The organism is Streptomyces asoensis (assembly GCF_013085465.1).
Lineage (GTDB): Bacteria > Actinomycetota > Actinomycetes > Streptomycetales > Streptomycetaceae > Streptomyces > Streptomyces cacaoi_A.
The window spans coordinates 8693146-8711682 of sequence record NZ_CP049838.1 but is presented as its reverse complement, the minus strand read 5'-3'; the positions used below and the strand labels follow the sequence as shown (position 1 = coordinate 8711682).

At 73.0% G+C, this 18537-nt stretch carries 16 protein-coding genes; 7 read left to right on the top strand and 9 right to left on the bottom strand.

The window, feature by feature from the left end; genetic code table 11:
• Positions 1–10: 10 nt before the first annotated feature.
• Positions 11–2368, bottom strand: coding sequence for a helix-turn-helix transcriptional regulator (locus tag G9272_RS45595; RefSeq protein ID WP_253268073.1), 2358 nt, complete (start codon positions 2366–2368; stop codon positions 11–13).
• A gap of 78 nt (positions 2369–2446) precedes the next feature.
• Between G9272_RS45595 and absR1 the strand changes: the two genes are divergently transcribed.
• Positions 2447–3532: a beta-glucuronidase AbsR1 gene (gene absR1 / locus G9272_RS38735; protein ID WP_171400885.1), complete on the top strand. Its 1086-nt coding sequence runs from the start codon at positions 2447–2449 to the stop codon at positions 3530–3532.
• Between the two features lie 196 nt (positions 3533–3728).
• Positions 3729–5186 (top strand): MFS transporter, encoded by a 1458-nt coding sequence (locus G9272_RS38730; protein ID WP_171400884.1) that lies wholly within the window; start codon positions 3729–3731, stop codon positions 5184–5186.
• A gap of 187 nt (positions 5187–5373) precedes the next feature.
• On the opposite strand, the gene G9272_RS38725 is transcribed toward G9272_RS38730, so the two are convergent.
• Positions 5374–6288, bottom strand: a complete 915-nt coding sequence (locus tag G9272_RS38725) for a sulfurtransferase (RefSeq protein ID WP_171400883.1) — start codon at positions 6286–6288, stop codon at positions 5374–5376.
• A 426-nt stretch (positions 6289–6714) separates the two neighbouring features.
• On the opposite strand from G9272_RS38725, the gene G9272_RS38720 reads away from it, so the two are divergent.
• From G9272_RS38720 to G9272_RS38700, 5 genes are all read left to right on the top strand, one after another.
• Complete coding sequence (locus G9272_RS38720; RefSeq protein WP_171400882.1) at positions 6715–7638, top strand: ABC transporter substrate-binding protein; 924 nt, start codon at positions 6715–6717, stop codon at positions 7636–7638.
• A gap of 135 nt (positions 7639–7773) precedes the next feature.
• On the top strand, positions 7774–8826 hold the full coding sequence (locus tag G9272_RS38715) for an ABC transporter substrate-binding protein (protein WP_171400881.1): 1053 nt from the start codon (positions 7774–7776) through the stop codon (positions 8824–8826).
• Entirely contained in the window at positions 8823–9593 is a 771-nt protein-coding gene (locus G9272_RS38710) for an ABC transporter permease (RefSeq protein ID WP_171400880.1), read from the top strand. The genes G9272_RS38715 and G9272_RS38710 overlap by 4 nt, the downstream gene beginning before the upstream one ends.
• Positions 9590–10351, top strand: coding sequence for an ABC transporter ATP-binding protein (locus G9272_RS38705; RefSeq protein WP_171400879.1), 762 nt, complete (start codon positions 9590–9592; stop codon positions 10349–10351). Before G9272_RS38710 ends, G9272_RS38705 begins: the two co-directional genes overlap by 4 nt.
• The gene (locus G9272_RS38700; RefSeq protein WP_171400878.1) at positions 10348–11460 is read left to right on the top strand and encodes a phosphotransferase enzyme family protein; all 1113 of its coding nucleotides are present in this window, start codon (positions 10348–10350) and stop codon (positions 11458–11460) included. Before G9272_RS38705 ends, G9272_RS38700 begins: the two co-directional genes overlap by 4 nt.
• Positions 11461–11468: 8 nt before the next feature.
• Here the strand turns inward: G9272_RS38700 and G9272_RS38695 are convergent, their stop codons facing one another.
• From G9272_RS38695 to G9272_RS38670, 7 genes are all read right to left on the bottom strand, one after another.
• Positions 11469–12617 carry an LLM class flavin-dependent oxidoreductase gene (locus G9272_RS38695; RefSeq protein ID WP_171400877.1) on the bottom strand — a complete coding sequence of 383 codons (1149 nt, stop codon included), beginning with the start codon at positions 12615–12617 and terminating at the stop codon, positions 11469–11471.
• The gene (locus tag G9272_RS38690) at positions 12610–13701 is read right to left on the bottom strand and encodes an LLM class flavin-dependent oxidoreductase (protein WP_171400876.1); all 1092 of its coding nucleotides are present in this window, start codon (positions 13699–13701) and stop codon (positions 12610–12612) included. Before G9272_RS38690 ends, G9272_RS38695 begins: the two co-directional genes overlap by 8 nt.
• Positions 13698–15110, bottom strand: coding sequence for an NtaA/DmoA family FMN-dependent monooxygenase (locus G9272_RS38685; protein ID WP_253268072.1), 1413 nt, complete (start codon positions 15108–15110; stop codon positions 13698–13700). The genes G9272_RS38690 and G9272_RS38685 overlap by 4 nt, the downstream gene beginning before the upstream one ends.
• 19 nt (positions 15111–15129) lie before the next feature.
• On the bottom strand, positions 15130–16332 hold the full coding sequence (locus tag G9272_RS38680) for an LLM class flavin-dependent oxidoreductase (RefSeq protein WP_171400875.1): 1203 nt from the start codon (positions 16330–16332) through the stop codon (positions 15130–15132).
• Positions 16333–16452: 120 nt separating this feature from the next.
• Positions 16453–16584 carry a putative leader peptide gene (locus G9272_RS46270; RefSeq protein ID WP_367398571.1) on the bottom strand — a complete coding sequence of 44 codons (132 nt, stop codon included), beginning with the start codon at positions 16582–16584 and terminating at the stop codon, positions 16453–16455.
• Between the two features lie 11 nt (positions 16585–16595).
• Positions 16596–17378 carry a GNAT family N-acetyltransferase gene (locus G9272_RS38675; RefSeq protein WP_253268071.1) on the bottom strand — a complete coding sequence of 261 codons (783 nt, stop codon included), beginning with the start codon at positions 17376–17378 and terminating at the stop codon, positions 16596–16598.
• Positions 17379–17454: 76 nt separating this feature from the next.
• Positions 17455–18477, bottom strand: coding sequence for a transporter substrate-binding domain-containing protein (locus G9272_RS38670; protein ID WP_171400873.1), 1023 nt, complete (start codon positions 18475–18477; stop codon positions 17455–17457).
• Between the last annotated feature and the right edge of the window lie 60 nt (positions 18478–18537).

The following is an 18537-nucleotide window of genomic DNA, read 5'->3' as shown; positions in this document are numbered from 1 at the left end:
CCCGGCCTGTTCAGGCCGGCTGCTGCACCAGCCATGGAAGGGCGCCGCGGTCGCCGGCACCGAGCCGGGTGTAGGCGCCGTAGAGGTGGTTGCCGACGGTCCGGACGGACAGGGTGAGGCGTTCGGCGATCTGCCGGTTGCTGAGGCCGGCCGCGGCGAGGGTGACGATCTGCCGTTGGCGGGCGGTGAGTTCGCCCAGGACCAGACCGGACAGGGCCGGGGTACAGGCTCCCTGGCACCGCCGGGCCAGGGCGACGGCACGCGTACGGGCGGTACGGGCCGCGCCGGCGTCCCGGTGGACGCGTACCGCCTGCGCGTACGCCTCGGCCGCGAAGAGAAGGAAACCGCGCTCCTCCAGCTCGGCGGCCACCAGGTCCAGCGCGGGTCCGTCACCCCGGGCCAGCGCCCGGGCGTGCCGGGCGAGGGAACCGTCGGGGGGAAGCAGCCGAACGGCGTGCTGGGGAGCGCCGAGGCGTACGGCGTCGTAGGCGGTGTAAGGGTCGTGTGGCCCGTGGGGGTCGCGAGCCGCGCGGAAGTCGTGGGCCGCGTCGGGGTCGTGGAGGCGTGTGTGGCCCCCTGCGGGCAGGTCGCGTGTCGCGTGGGCGTCGCGGATACCGGTGCTGGTGCCGGTGCCGGTCCCGGTGCCGGTACCCGTCCCGGTGCCGGTACCCGTCCCGGTCCCGGTACCCGTCCCGGTCCCGGTACCCGTCCCCGTGCCGGTGCCCGTCCCCGTCCCGGTCCCGGTGCCGGTGCCCGTCCCGGTGCTGGTGCCCGTCCCGGTCCCGGTGCCGGTGCTGGTGCCCGTCCCGGTCCCAGTGCCCGTACCCGTGCCGGTCCCAGCCCCAGGCCCAGTGCCCGTGCCGGTCCCAGCCCCAGGCCCAGTGCCCGTGCCGGTCCCGGTGCCGGTCCCAGTCCCGACGCCCGTGTCGCTGCCGGTCCCAGTCCCGACGCCCGTGTCGCTGCCGGTCCCGGTGCCCGTGTCGGTGCCGGTCCCGGTGCCCGTGTCGGTGCCGGTCCGGGTGTCGGTGTCGGTCTCTTCGAGTGTTTTCAGGGCCGTGTCGAGGTCTCCGCGGGCGGCCGGTGGCCAGGCGGCTGTGGCGGGGTGTTCGGCGAGGAGGTCGATCGGTGCGCCCGTCTCGCCCGACTGGGCGGCGGCCAGGGCGAGTTCCGTGCGGCAGGCGCGGTCCTGCGGGGCGGCGGCCAGGCCCTCCCTCGCCCAGGCCGCCGCCTCGCGCAGTTCTCCCCGCAGCCGTGAGAACCGCGCGCGGACGGCGGCGTACCGCGCCGGTACCGGTTCCCCCTCCGCGACGAGCCACTCCCCCACGGGCGTGGGCGTCGTACGGACGTCGGCCCGCTCGATACGGCGGGTCAGCTCGGCCGCCTCGGCGTCGAGGGCGGACGCGGTGGACCGTCGACGGCCGGTGAGCCGCCTCGCGCGCAGCCGGCCGGCCTCGGCGCGCAGGACCGGGCCGTGCAGGGGGTGGGCCAGGCGGACGGTCGTGTCGTCGTCGACGTCGAGGAGGCCGTCCGCCTCCAGGCGTTCGAGGATCCGCAGGTCCAGCGTGTCCGCCGCCGGCGCCAGCGGTTCGGCGAAGGCGAGCCGGTCGAGGATCTCGCGTTCGTCGGGGCAGCTGCGGGCGAGCACGGCGGCGGCGCGTTCCCGCAGGGCCGGGGTCACCGGGACGCGGCCGCGCCACTTCAGCTCGTCGGTGTCCGCGTCCCTGGTCAGCAGGCTCTGCTCGCGCAGCGCGTCCAGCAGGTCGCGCAGGAGGCGCAGGTCGCCGCCGCACAGACGGTGCAGGCGGTTGACGGCGAGGGGCTCCAGGGGGCCACCGGCGCCGGCGTCGAGGAGTGGGGTGGTCTCCTCGCGGGGCAGCGGCTCCAGGGCGAGGCGGGGCAGCAGTTCGCCGGTCCACAGGCGGGCGACCGCGCCGGGCGGGCGTGCTCCGTCCGTGACGAGGACCAGCAGCCGGGTGCGGCCCTGGACGGCCAGCTGGTGGAGCAGGGCAGCGGAGGAGTCGTCCAGCAGATGCGCGTCGTCGACCAGCAATTGCCGCACGCCGGAAAGGAGTTGGACCGCCTTGTGCAGGGTGACGCCCTCGGGGAGCAGGTGGGCGAAGGCGGCGAACGGCAGGTCGCGGGTCCCGGGGGTGCCGGCCACCCGGGCACAGTCGGTGCCGCGGATCGCCTCCATGGCCAGCCGGGTGCGGCCGCAGCCCGCCGGTCCGGTGATCACCATGCCGGGCCGGCCCACGGCCAAGGAGCGGCGGACGAGTTCCAGTTCCTCGTCCCGGCCCGTGAACGGCCACGGCAGTCGCAGGGTCCTGTATTGCGGTTCGAACGTCTTCACCTCAACTGGAGTCGGCATACTCACGCCTGATACAGGGCGACTTGAGTAGCCCCCGACTCAGGCCGGGCGCCGGCCGCGCACGGCAACCTGGAACCCATGACCGCCCGTTACTGCTCGCTCGCCCAGCAGTCGGCCCCCGCCTTCGCGCCGGGGCTGGCCGTCGAGCGGCTCGGCGCGCTGCTGAGCGGGCGGCGGATGTGGGTCAACGGCACGGTGCTGCACTACTGCTTCCTCGACGGCGAGAGCGACGGGTCGGTCATCGCCCTGCCGGGCTCCGGGGGGACCCGCTGGGTGTCGTGGGTCGGCGGCGAGGACCAGCGGGAGGTCGTGCGGGACTGCTTCCGCGAGTGGCGGGAGCTGGGGATCGGGGTGTCCTTCGCCGAGGTCGCCGACCGCTCGGAGGCGGAGCTGCGCATCGGGTTCCAGCCGGGTGACGGCTCCTGGTCGGCGGTGGGCCGGGACGCGCTGTCGGCCGGTCTCAACGAGCGCACCATGAACTTCGGCTGGGACCTGACCGCGCCCGGGGAGCGTGCGACGGCCCTGCACGAGATCGGCCACGCGCTCGGCATGCAGCACGAGCACCAGAGCCCGTTCGCCGGCCTCCACTGGGACGACGAGGCCGTGTACGCCGATCTCGCGGGCCCGCCCAACCACTGGAGCCGGGACCGGACCTGGTTCAACATCCTGCGCAAGCTGGACCCGGCCGAGGTGAACGGGTCGGTGTGGGACTCGCAGTCCGTCATGGAGTACCCCTTCTCGGCGGGGCTGATCCTGGAGCCGGAGCAGTTCCGCGGGGGTGTCCATCCGTCCGGCGGGCTGTCGCCGCTGGACAAGGAGTTCGTCCTCGGCTGGTATCCGCCGCCCGGCGGGGCGCGGCCGCCGACGCTGGTGCCGTTCCGTTCGGTGCCGTTGTCGCTGGGGCCGGGCGAGCAGGTCGACTTCACCGTCGAGCCGCGCGAGACCCGCGAGTACACCTTCGCCACCTTCGGGGAGAGCGACTCCATGGTCGTGGTCTTCGAGGAGCGGGACGGAGAGCCCCGCTTCCTCGCGGGGCACGACGACGGAGGCACTCCGCACAACGCCACGATCAGGGTCCGGCTCGTCAGGGACCGCCGCTACTTCGTCCGCGTACGCCTGTACTCCGGCTGGGGTTCGGGCGAGACGGCGGTCATGTGCTGGTGAGCCGAGAGGCCACCCGGAAACCACAGTCCGGCGCCGGGGGAAGCGCCGGGGACGCGTCGCCTTCGGGGGAGGGGGACGCGTCCCCGGCCACACCGGGTCCGCCGTTCAGGGGCGGGCCCGCCCGGCGTGTTTCCATCGTGCGAACAGGCCGGCCGGGACGGGGACAGGAGCGTCCGGCCGGTGTGAGCATGACGGCATGCTTCCGGGAGATGATCGCGCGGCCCGGCGGGTACTGACGGTCTGTCTGGCTGCCGGGGCGACGACCCTGCTGGACCAGTCGGTCCTCAACATCGCCGTCCCCGCGCTGCGCCGGTCACTGTCCGCCGGCGCCACGGACGTGCAGTGGATCGTCTCCGGCTACTCGTTGGCCTTCGGGCTCGCCCTGGTGCCGGGCGGCAGCCTGGGTGACGTACGCGGCCGCAAACACCTGTTCCTCGTCGGTCTTTCGACGTTCGTGCTGTGCGGCCTGGTCGCCGCCACCGGCACCCACCCGGCCACGGTGGTCGTGGCCCGGCTGGTGCAGGGGGCGGGCGCCGGACTGGTCAACTCCCAGGTGATCGGTACGCTCCAGGACGTCTTCCACGGCCTGGACCGGGCCCGCGCCCTGGGCCTGTACGCGGTCACCGGCGGGGTCGCGGCTGCGCTGGGCCCGGCGCTCGGCGGGGCGCTGGTCGCGCTGTGCGGTCCCGGGACGGGCTGGCGGCTGTGTCTGCTGCTGAGCGCGCCGTGCGGAGCGGTCACCCTGTGGCTGGCGGCACGCCGGCTGCCGCCGCCCCGACGGGTCGCGGCGCCCGGCCGTCCCGACCTGTGGGGACTGCTGTGCGTGGCGGCCCTGACCCTGTCGTTGATGCTGCCGTTCATCAGCACGCCGGACAGCGGCGGCGCGGCCGCGCTGTGGGGAGCGGCGGCGCCGGCCGCGGCGGGCGCGCTGGTGCTGGGCCAGTGGTGGCGGGTCCGGCGGGGGCGGGTGCCGCTGGTGCACCCCTCGCTGATCCGCTCGGCGCCGTACACGCTGGGCACGTTGGTCGCGATGGCGAATTTCGGCTCGTCCCTCGCCGCCGGGCTGGTGCTGACGCTCTTCCTCCAGAGCGGGCTCGGCCTCTCCGCCCTCACCACGGCTGCCGTGACGCTCCCGTCGGCGGTCGCGATGGGGGTGTCGTCGGCGGTGGCCTGGCGAGTGGTGCGGCGGATCGGCGCCCGTACGGTCACCCTCGGCCTGTCGGTGGGTGTCGTCGCCCTGCTGGGCGGCGCCCTGGCGGCGGTGACGCTGCCGCTGGCCGCGCTGCCGCCCGTGCTGGCGGCGGTCCAGGTGGCCTCGGGGGCCGCGTCCGGGCTGACCGTCTCGCCCAACCAGGCGCGCGTCCTCCAGCACGCCCCGGCCGAGGCGGCCGGGGTGGCGGGCGGCATCCTCCAGATGACGCAGCGGATCGCGGCGGCGGTGTGCCTCAGCGCGGTCTCCGGGATCTACCTGAGGGGTGCGTCCTCGACGGAGGGCGTGCCGAGGACGGCGTTCGCGGTCGCGTCGGTCGTCTGCGCGGGCCTGCTGGCGGCGGCCCTGCCGGTGAGCCTGGCGCTGCCTCGCGTCCCGTCCGGTGCGGGACGGGTACGCGGGCGTGCGGGGGCTGCGGACCGTACGTCGAGCGAGGCGCCGTAGGTCGAGTCCGCAAAGTGGCGCCGTCTGCCCGGATGGCAGGGCTCGCGGCGTCCGGTGCGTGCGATCGCGAGGCGGAGGGTCGCCCTCCTACCGGGTGTACGTGGGCGATCCCGACCACACAACGAGCGGGTGCCGGGCGTCGCGAACCAGGCGGGACTCTACGGACACGACCCAGGTCGTCGGCGGGTCAGTCGCCCTGTTCCGGTCGGGGCCGGGCCGCGCCGCCCAGTTCCAGTGGTCGTGCCGGATCCTTCGACCACTCCTCCAGGGAACCGTCGTAGAGGGACACGTCCTCGCGCCCGAGCAGGGTGAGGGCGAGGGCGACCCCGGCGGCCGAGACACCGCCGCCGCAGTACAGGACGACCGGCGTGTCGGCGGCGTCGAGACCGGCACCGACGCGCGCGGCGAGCTCGGCCGCGGGCAGCACGCGCCCTTCGGCGTCCAGGAGTTCGCGACCGGGAAGGCTGCGGCTGCCGGGGATGTGTCCGCGTCGGCTGTACCGGGTGGGCACGGACCCGTCGAAGCCGGCCGCGGGCAGCGCGCAGACCAGTGTGCCGGGCTGCTCACCCCGGCTGATGGCCCCCACTTCGTGGACATCTGTCCACAGTTCGGGACGCGGGACGGGCGCGACGGGGGTCACCTCGGGCACCGGCGCCGGGTCGTCGCCGGACGCGAGCGGCCGTCCCGCCGACTCCCAGGCCGCGAGGCCCCCGTCGAGCACGGCCACCGGCACGGAGATCGCCCGCAGCATCCACCACAGCCGGGCCGCCCAGATCCCGCCCCCGGTGTCGTACGCGACCACCGCGCTCCCCTCCCCCACGCCGACCCGGGCGAGCGCGCGAGCCAGCGCCTGCGGGCCCGGCACGGTGAAGTGGCAGGGCGCGTCGCGGTCGGAGAAGTCCCCGGTCAGGTCGGCGTGCCGGGACCCGGGGAGGTGTCGTCGGAGCCATCCCTCACGGCCGCTCGCACTGCGGTGGTCACCGTCGTGCCGGGGTGAGGGAAGCAGCACCGTGGCGTCGAGGACGACCAGCCGGGGATCGTCGAGCCGGGCGGCCAGCCAGGTGTCGTCGACGAGGGGGCCGGGCAGCGGGGAGGTGGTCATGGCGGCCGATGGTACGCCCGTGAGCTGGGCGTCTTACCCACTGATCATGGCCGTCTCATATTTCGGATCAAGGTTGCGCAAGGACCGTCGGCTGCCGTTATGGTTTCGGCCATCTACGCGGGAGCCCCTCCCCGGACGGGCTGAGAGGGCGTCTGGGATCCGTTCGTCGAACGCGGTCCCCATGGGGACGCCGACCGCACGAATCGCGCCCTGGCGCCCCGCGTAGGAGTTCACGTGTCCGCAGCAGTAGAGCCGAAGCCTCCGGTGGTCTCCACCCCGGCGGGCAGCTCCTGTTGTTGTCGCACGCGCAACTGTCGCGGGTGCCGCTGTCGCCGGTCCGTCTGACCGCGCACCGCCCCGCACGCCACACCTTTTCTCCCCCTCCGCCATTTCCGCGTTCTCGCGCGCCGCCTTCGGAGTTCCCTCATGCCGCACATCCGGGTCATGCTCGACTATTTCCATCCCTGGCCCAATTCCTCCGGCTTCTATGTGGCCCGTGCCCGCCGCTGGTTCGCGGAGGCCGGACTGGACGTGGAACTCGTGGTCCAGGACCCGGGACGCGGTGACACCCTGGAGTACCTGGCACGCGGCGAGGTGGACTTCGGTGTCTTCCCGCCCAACCGGCTGCTGGCCCGGCGCGCCGCGCACGGCCAGCCGCTGATCGCCGTGGCCGCCGTCAACCACCGGGGTCTGGAGGCGATCCAGACCACCGCGTCCACCGGGATCACCCGCCCCCGTGAGCTCGCGGGCCGTCGCCTCGCCCTGAACCCGACCCCGCGCGGCCTGGCCATGGTCCGCCATCTGGTGGCGGCCGACGGCGGCGACCCGGACGCGGTCGTCACGATCGACGCGGGCACGCGCGAGCTGACCGTCGACGACATCGAGGCGGGCGAGGCCGACGCCACCTTCGGCACCTACTGGTCCTGGGACGCGCTGCGCGGCGACCTCCCCGAGGAGCGGCGCGTGACCTGGCCGGTCGACGAGATCGGCGCACCCCTCTACCACAGCTACCTGCTGGGCACGAACGAGCGCCTGCTCGCCGAACAGCCGTCTCTCGTACGGGACTTCCTCGCCGTCACGGCCCGGGGCTACGCGGCCGCCGCGCAGGACACCGAGCGGACGCTGGAGCTGCTCGAAGGGGTCATCCCCTACTTCCCGCGCCCGCTGATAGCCCGTTCCCTCGCCCTGATCGCACCCACCTGGACCGACCCGCAAGGCCGTTGGGGAGTGATCGACCCGGCGCGCACGGGCCCGTACGCGCACTGGCTCGCGGAGCACGGCGCCCTCGCGCACGACCGGGACTGGGACCGCTCCTTCACCAACGCGCTGCTGCCGGCCGTGACCGCATGAGTGTCCTGTCCTGCCAGGCGCGGGGGCTCACCCGGCGGCTGGCCGTCGACTTCAAGCGGGTGGACAGCGCGCTGTGTCGCCGGGCGTGACCGCGCCGACGCCGCCCCGACCCCCCTCGCCCCCGAAGGAACCCTCATGCACCGCCGTACCGTCCTGTCCGTCATAGCCGCGTCGGCCGTCCTCGCCGCGACCGGCTGCTCGGCGGACCCCTCGGCCGACGCCACCGCGAAGGACGGCACCACGACCGTCACCCTCGCCCTGGACTGGACCCCGAACACCAACCACACCGGCATCTACGTCGCCCAGCAGAGGGGCTGGTTCAAGGCCGCCGGCATCGATCTGAAGATCGTGCCCTACGGTTCGACCGCGCCCGAGACGCTGATCGCCGGCCACAAGGCCGACTTCGGCATCTCCTACCAGGAGGGCGTCACCACGGCGCGCGCCGCCGGACAGGACATCACCTCCGTCTACGCGGTCACCCAGAAGACGAACGTCACCATCGCGGTGCGCGCCGGCCGTACGGACATCGCGTCCCCCAAGGACCTGGACGGCGAGACGTACGCCGGTTTCGGGGCGCCCTACGAGAAGCCGCTCCTTCAGAAGGTGATCCGCAACGCGGGCGGCAAGGGTGACTTCAAGCAGGTCACCCTCAGCACCTCGGCGTACGCGGCGCTCTACGCGGGCAAGGCGGACTTCGCGATGCCGATGCCCACCTGGGAGGGGCTGGAGGCGGAGCTGAGCGGCAAGCCGCTGAAGAACTTCCAGCTGTCCGACTACGGCTTCCCGGCCATCTACTCGACGCTCCTCGCGTCCTCCGACCGGTTCCTGAAGAAGAACCCGGAGGTCGCGAGGAAGTTCCTGGCCGCCGTGGACAAGGGGTACCGGTACGCGGCCGACCACCCCGACCAGGCCGCGGATCTCCTCATCGACGCCAACAAGAGCGTGCTCACCAACACCGAACTCGTGCGCAAGAGCGAGGAGTTGCTCGCCAAGGAGTACTACCGGGCCGCCGACGGCACGATCGGCACCCAGAGCGAGGAGCGCTGGCAGGCCTTCGCCGACTTCGAGTACCGGGCGGGGCTGCTGAGCGACGCGAACGGCAGCAGGCTGACCGAGGCCCCGGACGCCGCGTCGTTCTTCACCAACGCCTATCTGCCGGACTCCAAGGACGCCGGGAGCGCCAAGTGAGGTCGGTGCTGCGGTCGTTGTGGCCGCCATTGCTGGTGCTGGCCGTCGTGGTCGGCGGCTGGCAGCTGTACGTCACCGGCGCGGGCGTCGATCCGACGATGCTGCCGTCGCCGGCGCGGGTGCTGGAGCAGGGCTGGGCCAACCGCACGGACCTGTGGGCACAGACCGTCCCCACGCTCCAGGAGACCCTGCTCGGCTTCGCGCTGTCCTTCGCTGCGGCCTGGCTGGTCGCCGTGCTCCTGGACTTCTCGTCGGCGGCCCGCCGGGGGCTGTACCCGCTCCTGGTCGCCTCGCAGACCGTCCCGATCGTCGCCGTGGCTCCCCTGCTCATCATCTGGTTCGGTTTCGGGCTGCTGCCGAAGATGCTGGTGGTGACGCTGACGACGTTCTTCCCGCTGGCCGCCAACCTGGCCGCCGGGTTCGCCGCGACCGATCGTGAGGCGATGCGGCTGCTGCGCTCGCTGGGCGCGGGCCGGCTGCGGACGTTCCGGCTGGTGCGGGTGCCGAGCGCGATGCCGTACTTCTTCGCCGGGCTGCGGGTGAGCATCACCTACGCCGTCGTCGGCGCGGTGTTCGCGGAGTACGCGGGCGCGGAGGCCGGGCTCGGGATCTATATGCAGGCCCAGAAGAGCGCGTTCCGGACGGACCTGGTGTTCGCGGCGGTGGGAGTGACCGCGGCGCTGAGCATCGCGCTGTTCGGGGCGACCTGCCTGCTTCAGCGGCTGGTACTGCCGTGGGAGCGGGCGCAGCGGGAGGAGAGGTCATGAGCAGTCTGCGTATCGAGGAGGTGGGTAAGTCCTTCGGCGCGCTGGAGGTCCTGCGCGGTCTCCGACTGTCGGTGGGGCCGGGCGAGTTCGCGGCCGTGATCGGGCCGAGCGGCAGCGGCAAGAGCACGCTGTTCAACCTCGTCTCGGGGCTCGACCGGCCGACGACCGGCCGGGTCCTGGTGGAGGGCGAACCGGCCGGGGTGGAATCCGGCAAGGTCGCCTACATGCCGCAGAAGGACCTGCTGTTCCCGTGGCGGACCGTGCTGGACAACACCGCGCTCGGCCTGGAGGCGCAGGGCGTGCGCAAGAAGGAGGCCCGGGCGCGGGCCGACGCGCTGTTCGCCGACTTCGGGCTCGACGGCTTCCAGAAGGCGTATCCCTCGCAGCTCAGCGGCGGCATGCGGCAGCGGGCGGCGCTGCTGCGCACGGTCGTCCTGGAGCGTCCGGTGCTGCTGCTGGACGAGCCGTTCGGGGCGCTGGACTCGCTGACCCGCACCGAGATGCAGCTGTGGCTGGCGCAGATGTGGCAACGCCACCGGTGGACGGTGCTGCTGGTCACCCACGACATCCGCGAGGCGGTGCTGCTCGCGGACACCGTGCACGTCCTGTCGCCGCGCCCGGCCGGCGTCGTCGCACGCGTGGAGGTGCCGCTGGCCCGCCCGCGCGGGGCGGAGGACTTCACGGCGCCCGAGTTCGCGGCCACCGAGCGCCGGGTCCTGGAAGCGCTGCGCGGCACAACGGCGGTGAAGACTCCGTGAGTTCACATCTGGCCCACGGTCTCGGCACCGACCCGGTCGAGCCCGACTGGGCGCCGCTGACCGACGACGAGGTGACGGACGTCGTCGGGGCGGGCGCCCGGGTGGTGTGGCGCAGCCCGCGCCCGCTGTCCGCGGCGGCCGTCGTCGAGAGGGACGGCCGGCGGCTGTTCGTGAAGCGGCACCACGTCGGCGTGCGCTCCCCGGAAGGGCTGGCCGAGGAGCACGCCTTCCTGCGGCACCTGCGGGAGCACGGCGCGCCGGTGGTGGAGGTGCTGCACACGGAGGCACGCGGCACGTGGACGTACGAGGTGCATTCGACCGGCGCCGGGGAGGACCTGTACCGGGACGCGCTGTCCTGGTCGCCCTTCCACTCCTCCGCGCACGCCACGGCGGCGGGCGCGGCGCTGGCCCGACTGCATCTGGCGGCACGGGGGTTCGACGCGCCACGGCGTCGGGTGCAGCCGCTCGTCGCCTCGTTCACGGTGTTCGCCGCGCAGGATCCCTGGGACGCACTGGAACGGTTCCTGGCCGAGCGGCCCCAACTGGCCTCGGGGATCCGGCGGTTCCCGTGGCGCGAGGACGTCCGGCGGGTGCTGCTGCCGCTGCACGAACGGCTCGCACCCCGGCTGTCCGGCCTGGAACCCCTGTGGACCCACAACGACTGGCACGCCTCCAATCTCCTGTGGGGCGGCGACGGACAGGTCCGCACCGTCCTGGACTTCGGCATGAGCGACCGCACGACGGCCGTGCACGACCTGGCCACGGCGATCGAACGCAACGCCGTGCAGTGGCTCCGGCCCGGCTGTCCGGTGAGGGAGGAGGACGTGACCGCGCTCGTCGACGGCTACCAGTCCGTACGACCGCTCACCCCCGCCGAATCGGCCGCGCTCCCCGCACTGCTGCCCCTGGTGCACGCCGAGTTCGCGCTGTCCGAGCTGGGCTACTTCCACGGCGTCACGCGGTCCGCGGAGAACACCCGGCTGGCGTACGAGTACTGCGTGGGGCACGCCGAGTGGTTCGCCGGCGACGACGGCGGACGCCTGCTGGACGTCGTGGCCCATGCCGTCGGCGCCGAGCGCGGGCGAGCCACGGCGAGCACCCTGCGGTAGCCGGTGGATCAGCTCGACGGGGCGGAGTGACCCCTGCGGCGCCACTCCTCGGCGAGGAGTTCGTAGGAGCGGACACGGTCCGTGTGGTCGTGGGTGATGGTGGTGACGAGCAGCTCGTCGGCGCCGGTGGCCTCCTGGAGCTGCTCCAGGAGGTCGGCGACCCGGGCCGGGGAGCCGACGAACTGGGTGTCGACCCGGTCCTGGACGAGCGCCCGGTCCTCGTCGGTCCAGGCGTGGGCGCGCGCTTCCTCCGGGGTCGGGAACGGTATCGCGCCCTCGGCCGTGCGGATGCTGCGCACCCACAGGCCGTAGCCGGTGGCGAGTTCGCGGGCGCGGGCGTCGTCCTCGGCGACGACGACATCGGCGGAGACGCTGACATAGGGCGCGTCGAGGGATGCGGAGGGCTTGAAGCGGGCCCGGTAGCCGTCCACCGCCTCCAGGACGGTGGCCGGGCTGACGTGGTAGTTCGCGGCGAAGCGCAGGCCCCGGGCACCCGCGACCTCGGCGCTCTGGCCGCCGCTGCTGCCCAGGATCCACACGTCGACGTCGGCGCCCTCGCCGGGTACGACATGCGCCTCGACGCCCTCCGGGGAGCGGTAGGTACCGGCCAGCAGGGCGAGGATGTCGTCGATCTGCTCGGCGTAGTCCTGCGAGGTGGCGTCCGGCAGGAGCAGCAGCCTGCGCTGGAGGGCGATCCGGGGCGAGCCGAGGAGACGTTCGAAGGAGAAGCGGGGCGGGATCAGCAGACCGTTCGGGGCACGGCCGTCGACGACCGGGGTGGCCGTGGCCGGCGGGCTCGCCTGGCCCCCCGGCGGACGGCCTCCCGAGCGGCCCAGGCCCAGGTCGAAGCGGCCGGGGTGCAGCGCGTCGATCAGGCCGAACTCCTCCACCGTGGACAGGGCGGTGCGGTGTCCGAGCTGTACGGCGCCGGAGCCGAGCCGGATGGTGGAGGTGGCGGCCGCGGTCAGGGCCAGGACGACGGCCGGGGAGGTGCCCGCGACACCGGGGTTGAGGTGGTGTTCGGCGAACCAGTAGCGGGCGTATCCGAGCCGTTCCGCGTGCCGGGCCAGGTCGATGGAGTTGCGCAGGGCGTCCGCGGCCGTCGAGCCCGAGGAGATCGGGGCCAGGTCGAGCACGCCGAGGGGGATGTCAGACATGGGCCGGCTCCTCGGTGGTCGACGGTGTGGGAAGCACCGGCCCCCAGTCGAACGGCGGGTCCGGTATGTCCTTGCGCAGCACGGACGCCACCTCCGACTGGAACAGCTCCAGCGAGTCGCGGTGCCGGGGGTCGGTCAGGCCGCTCGCGTCGGCGTGCACATGCAGCACGGTGTGGCCGAACCGCTCGTGGTAGCGGTGCACCTTGTCGATGACCTGCTGCGGGCTGCCGATCAGGGCGGAGCTGCGCTCGACGAAGTCCTCCACCGTCTCGAAGACGACGGGCAGCCCGGCCTGTCTCTGGAAGGCGAGCGTGCCCTCGAAGACCGGCCGGTAGGTCTCGACGGCCTCCTGGGAGGTGCGCGCCACGTACAGTCCCGCCGAGCCGGCGCCGACCGCGAGGGCGCCCGGGTCGTGGCCGTAGTGCTCCCAGCGCTCCCGGTAGTACCGGATCAGCTCGGCATAGGGCTCGATGGGGTGGGTGACGTTCGCCGAGAACAGCGGGTCGCCGTAGCGGGCGGCCAGGTCGACGGACTCCTTGCTGGTGGCGCTGCCGTGCCAGACGCGGACGGGCTGCTGGTACGGCCGGGGCCACACCTCCGCGTCCGTCAGCTCGGGGCGGAAACGGGTGGCCGCGGTGACCTTGTCCTGGCGCCAGATCTGCCGGAACACCTCGTAGCTCTCGGCGTTGCGCTCCCACTGGTCGTCGGGCGTGACCTGGAACAGCTCGCGCTGGGCGGCGCCGTTGCCCTTGCCGATGATCAGCTCCAGGCGGCCGCCGGAGAGGTGGTCGAGAGTCGCGTAGTCCTCGTAGGCGCGGACCGGGTCGAGGAGGCTGAGGGTCGTCACGGCGGTGAAGAGCCGGATGCGACGGGTGAGGGCGGCGACATGGCTCAGCACCACCGGCGGGGAGGAGGAGATGAACGGCCGCTCGTGCCGCTCCCCCACCCCGAAGCCGTCGAATCCGAGTTCCTCGGCGAGCAGGGCGTTGTCGAGCACCTCGCGGAAGCGGTCCCGGGTCGGCTTCCGGATGCCGGTGACCGGGTCCGGACGGTGCACGATCAGGGTGATGGCGAGGAACTTCACGAGGCCGCCCGCGCGGTGCCGGCCGCCTCGTCGATGGGGGTCCCCCCGCTCGAGCGGAGCCGAGAGTGGGGGAGCGCGAGGCCGAGGTGGTCGCGGAGGGTGGTGCCCTCGTACTCGGTGCGGAAGACGCCCTGTTCCTGGAGGAGCGGGACGACCTGGTCGGCGAACGCGTCGAGGCCGCTCGGGGTGATGTGCGGGACGAGGATGAAGCCGTCGGCGGCGTCGGCCTGCACGTACTCGTTGATCGTCCTGGCGACGGTCGCCGGGGAGCCGACGAAGTTCTGCCGGTTGCCGGTCTCGATGACCAGGTCGCGGATCGACCAGTTGTTGGCCTGCGCGAGCTCCCGCCATTCGCGGGCCGTGGCCAGCGGGTCGCGGTACATCCGGACCTGGGCGCGGCCGCGCGCGATGTGGTTCTCGCCGAGATCCGGGTCGATGTCGGGCAGCGGGCCCTCCGGGTCGTAGCCGGACAGGTCCCTGTTCCAGACGAACTCCAGGTGCTTGAGGGCGGTGGCGCCGCTGACCTGCTGGCGGCGTACGTCCTTGGCTATCTCCTCGGCCTCGGCGTCGGTGTCGCCCAGGACGAAGCTCGCGGCGGGCAGGATCAGCAGTTGGTCGGCGCGCCGGCCGTACTTGGCGAGGCGGGACTTGACGTCGGTGTAGAAGGCCTGGCCGGCGTCGAGCGCCGCGTACCGGCTGAAGATCGCGTCGGCGGACGAGGCGGCGAACTCGCGGCCCTCGTCGGAGTCCCCGGCCTGGAAGATCACCGGGCGGCCCTGGGGGCTGCGCGGCACGTTGAACCGGCCCTGGATGTCGAACTGCCGGCCCTCGTGGACGAAGGCCCCGGCCTTGGCGTCCTGGAGGAAGGTGCCGGTGCTCTGGTCGGCGACGATCTCGTCGCCCTGCCAGGAGTCGAAGAGCTCGCCCGTGGTGGCGAGGAACTCCTTGGCGCGGGCGTACCGCTCGTCCTGCGGGAGGTAGCCGCCACGGCGGAAGTTCTCGCCGGTGAAGGCGTCCCAGGAGGTGACGACGTTCCACGCGGAGCGGCCGTCGGAGAGGTGGTCGAGGCTGGCGAACTGGCGGGCCACCTCGTAGGGCTCGTTGAAGGTGGAGTTGATGGTCCCGGTCAGGCCGAGGCGCTCGGTGACGGCGGCGAGCGCGGCGAGGATCGTGAAGGTGTCGGGGCGGCCGACCACGTCCAGGTCGTAGATCTTGCCGCCCTGTTCGCGCAGGCGCAGCCCCTCGGCGAGGAAGAGGAAGTCGAACTTGGCGCGTTCCGCGGTCCGCGCGAAGTGGGCGAAGGAGCTGAACTCGATGTGGCTGCCGGCCCGCGGGTCGCTCCACACGGTGGTGTTGTTGACGCCGGGGAAGTGCGCGGCGAGATGGATCTGCTTCTGGGGCTTGCTCATGGTGGGGTCTCCCTCCCGCTCAGACGGCGGCGTAGCGGTTGGCGGGGCGGGACAGGCCCAGCAGCCCGCGCAGGGTGTCGGCCTCGTAGGCGCGGCGGAAGGCGCCGCGGCGCTGGAGTTCGGGGACGAGTCCCCGGGTGACGGCCGGGAGGTCGTGGCCGGCGACGGCGGGGCGCAGTCGGAACCCGGTCAGCCCGGAAGCCTGGAAGTCCTGGAGCAGATCGGCGAGTTGGGCGGGCGAGCCGGCGAAGACGCGGGCGTCGCTGCGGTACTCCTCGCCGGCGAGGGCGTCGAGGCGGTCGCGCCGGGCGGCGGCCTCGGCCGGGTCGTCGTCGAGGAAGACCACCAGGTCTGCGAAGACGTGCAGCGGCTCGGCGGCCCGCCCTGCCCGTTCCTGTTCGGCGCGGATCTCGGCGACGATCGCACGGGCCTGGCCGGTGTCGTGCGGGGTGACGTACCCGACGTCGGTGGCGCGGGCCACCAGACGGTAGGGGACCGTGTCGTGCGCGAGGGCGGTGACCAGGGGCTGGCCCTGCGGCGGGCGCGGGGTGATGGAGGGCCCCTTGACGCTGAAGTGACGGCCCTCGAAGTCGATGTAGTGGAGTTTGTCGCGGTCGACGAACCGGCCCGTCGTCACGTCCCGGATCTCCGCGTCGTCCTCCCAGCTGTCCCAGAGGCGGCGCACGACCTCGACGTAGTCGGCTGCCTCGTCGAACAGCTCGGTCACCAGGTCCTGGGTGGCCGGGGCGTCGTAGGCCTCGATCCGGGGGATCGTGCGCCGGCCGAAGTGGGCGGCCTCGGTGGGACGGGCGGTGATCTGCACGCGCAGGCCGGCGCGGCCGGTGCTCACGTAGTCGAGGGTGGCGATCGCCTTGGAGAGGTGGAACGGCTCGGTGTGCGTGGCCACCACGGTCGGCACCAGGCCTATGTGGCTGGTGAGCGGTGCGACGCGGGAGGCGACGAGGACGGCGTCGAGTCGGCCGCGCACCTGGTCGGTGCGGTCGTCCGGGTCGAGGAAGTGGGAGGACTGCGGGCCGAGGCCGTCCTCGATCGTCACGAAGTCGAGCAGTCCGCGCTCGGCCTCGGCGACCAGGTCGGCCCAGTATCCGGCGGTGAACAGCTCACGGGGTCGGGCGACGGGCTCGCGCCAGGAGGCGGGGTGCCAGCCGGTGCCGTCCAGAGCGACGGCGAGATGCAGCGGGGAGGAGGAGGTCGAGGACACGAGGGTGCCTTCCTGGAGGTCCGTACGGGAGCGCCGGCCTGCGGGCGGCGACGGCGCGGGCACACGGCGGGCTGCGAGCGCAGCGAGACGGGGGTCCCCCGGCCGAGGGCTGAGGGAGGGTCAGGAGCAACAGAGCGCGCCGGCCACGCGCTGAAGGTCGATGTGGGGCCGGGAGTGGAGGTGCACGGCGTGGCGTATGTGGGTCACGTCCGCGCCTCCCTCTTTCCGGGCGCCGGGCGGCGCCTCACACATCGCGTCATGACTCAGAACGCCCCGACCTCGCCGGATGTTCCCCGGGTGCGGACCGACGCGATGGTCGAGCGGCGGCGCACGGCGAAGCCGAGGGACTCGTACAGTCGGATCGCGGGGGCGTTGCCGGCGGCGGCGTGCAGGAACGGGGTGTCGCCGCGCTCGCGGACACCGGCGCCCACCGCGCGGATCAGCCGGGTGGCAAGGCCCTTGCCACGGTGGTCGGGGTCGGTGCAGACGGCGCTGATCTCGGTCCAGCCGGGCAGCCGCAGCCGTTCGCCGGCCATGGCGATCAGACGGCCCTGGTGCCGGATGCCGAGGTAGGTGCCGAGGGCGATGGTCCGCTGCCGGAAGGGGCCGGGGCGGGTGCGGGCGACGAGGTCGAGGATCTCCGGCACGTCGTCGGGGCCGAGGCGTACGGCCTCGGGCGCCGGTTCGGTGCGGAACACCTCGGTGGCGACGAGCTGGACGCCCTCTCCCCCGCCGACGACCTCCCAGCCGTCCGGAACCCGTTGAACGGGCTTGATGCGTACGGCCGTTCCGGGGCCGACGAGGGTGCGCAGGTCGGCCCAGGCGGCGGGGTCCCCGGGGTCGGCGAGGGCGGCGAAGTCGTAGACGTCGGCCGGGTAGCGCGCGGCGCGGCCGACCCGGTCGGCGGTGGGGGTACCGCCCATGCCCTTGAGGCTATGGGGGAGGGCGTGCGGGCCGTCGAGCGCGGCCCACACGGCGTTGTCGAGGGGGTGCGGGTGGGTGACGGTCGGAGCTCCGCCTCCGCGGAGGTCGATCGGGGTGGCCACGGAGGCGGAGTCCCTTCCTGTCGTTCCTGTCGCGCCTAATTCAACTTCCATGTGTCATCGCCTTGATGACGGCCGATCAGGAGTTGTCCAGCGGCAGTCCGGGCGGGTTGATCTCGGACTTGGCGACGGCCTCGTTGGAGAGGTTGTAGGCGGCCAGCCACTTGGCGTACTGCCCGTGCTCGATCAGGTAGTTGATGGCGTCCGCGACCGGCTTGGCGAGACCGCTGTCCTTCTTTGCGGTGGCGGCGATCAGGCCCTGGAGCGTCTCACCGGCGCCGGAGAAGGTGCCCGCGTTGCGGGTGGCGTTGGCCTTGCCCGCGGTCTGCGAGACGTTGTAGGCGATGCCGGGGTTGGGGCCGAAGTACGCGTCGATCTTGCCGCTGGCGAGCGCCAGGTAGATGCCGTTGCGGTCCGGGTAGTACTTGACGGTGAGCTTCTTGCCCTCGGACTCCAGCTTCTTCTTCCACTCCAGGAGGATCTTCTCCTGGTTGGTGCCGGAGCCCACGGTGACGGTCAGACCGGCGAGGTTCTCGTAGTTGCCGTCGAAGTTCCACTTGCTGGCCTTCTTGACCTCCCAGCCGAGGTTGTCCTGGCGGTAGGAGGCGAACTCGTACTTCTTCTTGCGCTCCTCGGTGTCGGTGATGTTCGAGAAGCCGACGTCGACCTTGCCGCTGTCGATGCCGACGAAGAGGTTCTCCCAGGTGAAGTTCTTCGTCTCCGACTTCAGGCCGAGGACCGCGGCCACCAGGCGGCCGAGGTCGGGCTCGGCACCGGTGAGGGTCTTCTGGTCGTCGCCGACGTAGGCGAGCGGGGCGAAGCCGGAGGGCAGGGCGCCGATGCCGATGTTCAGCTTGCCGCTCTTCTTGATCGCGTCGGGCAGTTCGGCGCTGATGGACTTGACCTCGGAGACCTTCAGGGCGGTCTCCTCGGCGGCGCCGTTGGACACCCGGCCGATGGTCACGCTGCCGGCCGCGCTGTCGGTCGTGGTGGCGGCCTCGCTGTCACCACCGCAGGCGGCGAGCCCGGTGGCGAGGGTGGCGACCGCGGTCGCCGCGGTGATGCCGCGAATCAGGCTGCGTCGGGTGAAGTGGGCAGACATGGCCGTCCTTTGTGACTGTGTGACCGGGCGAGAGGATGGTGGCGTGGGGGGAAGTCGTGG